A 2,747-nucleotide genomic window follows, 5' to 3' on the forward strand; every position below is an offset into this window, starting at 1 on the left:
TAAACTGCGAAGTTTGAGTAATTGAGTCAATTGCTCAGGCCGAGAATGAATTACGCAGCGATAATATAAAATGGGGCATCAAACAACGTGCCGCTCAGGGGACTTCAAGGCTATATAACAGAAAATGCTATGGGTATTACAATGATGAAAATGGTAATCTGGTTATTGATGAGAAAGAGGCGAATAATGTTCGCATTATATTTAACCTTTATCTTCAGGGCAAGAGTGTTTTAGGTATTGTCAAAGAACTGGAACTATTGGGAATTAAGTCTCCTACTGGAAAGGCTACATGGCCTAAAAGATCAATTGACGTAATGCTCAGTAATGAAAAGTATATGGGCAATGTGCGGGTGTTGGATAATGGAAAGTACGAGTCATACTATCGGGTTGAGAATAACAATCCGGCAATAATATCTAAGGAAACTTTCCAAGCGGTGCAGATTGAAAAACAGCAACGAAGTAATGTTATTGAGAGTGAAGAAGGTAACAAACGAAAAAACAAAAAATACAGTTCGAAGCAGTAAAAAACAAAATAGCCTAATCGAGAATTGTTTCTCGAAAGGATAGGGTAGCTGTCAAACCAGCATAAATACAGCATTATTATCACGTTCTTTAAAAATGTGAAAAGCCTAATAACTTCACATTGAGACAGTGATACTCCTACAAAAGGAAAAACCACAACATATTGTATAAACCGCATGGTTGAGCCACTATATATAGCGTTCTATAAAATATGTAGTTGTTTCCCAATACGCCTATAGATTAAAGGCAGGGGAGATGCTTTTATACATTATACAATTTTCGGATTAGTTTCTTCTTTTTGCCAGAACACAGTAGAGAAAGTAGTGCTCATATCTAGGAGATAGGTTAAGACATCTGGAATGTTATCAGTAATCCTGAGAGAATGAGATGTAATAATAAATTTATTTAATCGGGGAACGATGATGGGGAAAAACTATCTAATAGATTTAATCAACCGAATGGCAGATGTTACTCACTCACAGTCTTCGTACCAGAGTATCAGTTGGTATGCTCACCGAGAAGCTGAGGAAATAGATGATGTATCTGTACTCCCTCTGTTACAAGAGTTTATTATGACACGAAACTCAAAAGAAGAAACACGGCTTAGGGATAGTGCGTATTTTATCTTGGGCAAAGTGCTCCGTAATATTATGGTTGATGAGTACTGTAATTATTTCATAAGAAGACTTACCGATGAGGAAGATAAGTATCTATTAATGAATATGCTTGACCGGATAGCCGATTTGAATATTTCTGAAGATGCTGATATTAGCCCAATAATCATGTGTAGCAAGAATGATAAATGGCAAATCAGGCACAGCGGTATAAGAGCACTTCAGGCATCTTCAACTAAAAAAAGCCGAAATGCATTGTTGTTTTGGGTCAATCAAGACGACGAAAAGAAATTTCAATACGAAATCACATACGCGAACTCTGCACTTAATCGAATCGGTATGATAGAAGACATTCCTTTCATTGAAAAACATGCATATTCAAAAAAACGTGATGTCAGGGAGAGCGCCATTTTGGCCATTGAAAGCATAAAAAGCAGGAAACCATAAGTTGTCGGAGAAATGATAGTGAAGAATGAAACAGATTTTAATTTGGTGGGTGACAATGGATGAATGACTCAAGCATGATAAAAATTATCATTACCAAATTTATTTCTTCTTTGCTATTCTTTTATGCAGCTGTAACATACTATAAAGGCAGAGATGTATTCAATAATAATGAACGCTTAAAAACAAAGAGTGTTGCAATGAGGATTTGGCTGACTAGAGTTCTCCCTGTCATCATCGTTGGGGTTGGCATTTGGTTTAGTGGTGAAGCGATTTTAGATTATGCAATTAAAGACTATCAAACTACTGCAGGGATTTTGGAAGATATCAATGCACCATTTAGATTACTCGGTGTAGAAGAATTCATGGTGGAAGATGAAAAAGATCCCTATTACCTTCCTAAAGGGTTCCTCAAATATGAGGAATATGGCAATACTTATGAATTCACTTATGGAAAAAGAAGTCGTATCATCATACAAATACGTGAGATTGCACCATAAGACAATAAGCAGGATATGCCATATAGAGTTTGTATTATAATCTGCGTTATTAGACATATTAGTACTCAAATAGTGATACAACGAAAGCTCCTGATTTTCAGGGGCTTTTGTTGTTTGGAAGGTTCTTACTATATCGAAGACAACCACCATGGCATCATCTAAAAGATATGAGGGAATCAGTGCAGCTAGAAATGGAGAGAAGACGCGTATTTGTAGAAAAGCATGACCTAAAGAGACAAGATTACTCTAATGATACCAACCCTATTGCAGGGAAGTTGATCTGCGGAGAGTGTGGAGGTCTATTTGGCAGAAAGGTTTGGAACTCCACCAACAAGATGCTTAGGCGAGTCATTTGGCAGTGCAATCACAAGTATGAGGAAAAGGGGAATCCAAGAATGTAGATAATCAAATTTACTATGAATTTGTAAAATGTATTAAGGTGAAAATAGATACAATAATAGTTACATTGATTAACGAGACTGATATTCGAATTGATTAAGTAATTGCATCCTAAATCCGATATTGCTTAGGTGATAGGTGACAGCTTATACTGATATTAGTTGTACAATAATTTTGAAAAGGGTTATGATTTTGACAAAATTCAAGAAAGCCATATCATTCTTCCTGTGCCTTTCTCTCGCCATGGCTCCGGTTCCCAGAAAGGTTT

The 2,747-nt window shown here is 36.4% G+C and carries 3 protein-coding genes; all 3 read left to right on the forward strand.

Annotation, left to right across the window (positions count from 1 at the left end):
• The first annotated feature begins 164 nt into the window (after nt 1-164).
• Nucleotides 165-524 carry a recombinase family protein gene (locus tag T472_RS20245; RefSeq protein ID WP_278279656.1) on the forward strand — a complete coding sequence of 120 codons (360 nt, stop codon included), beginning with the start codon at nt 165-167 and terminating at the stop codon, nt 522-524.
• A gap of 456 nt (nt 525-980) precedes the next feature.
• Nucleotides 981-1,583, forward strand: coding sequence for a hypothetical protein (locus T472_RS06405; RefSeq protein ID WP_207643953.1), 603 nt, complete (start codon nt 981-983; stop codon nt 1,581-1,583).
• Between the two features lie 59 nt (nt 1,584-1,642).
• Nucleotides 1,643-2,080, forward strand: coding sequence for a hypothetical protein (locus T472_RS06410; protein WP_023388063.1), 438 nt, complete (start codon nt 1,643-1,645; stop codon nt 2,078-2,080).
• Nucleotides 2,081-2,747: the final 667 nt, after the last annotated feature.

Origin of the sequence: Youngiibacter fragilis 232.1 (assembly GCF_000495435.3) — a bacterium.
Classification (GTDB): domain Bacteria; phylum Bacillota; class Clostridia; order Clostridiales; family Clostridiaceae; genus Youngiibacter; species Youngiibacter fragilis.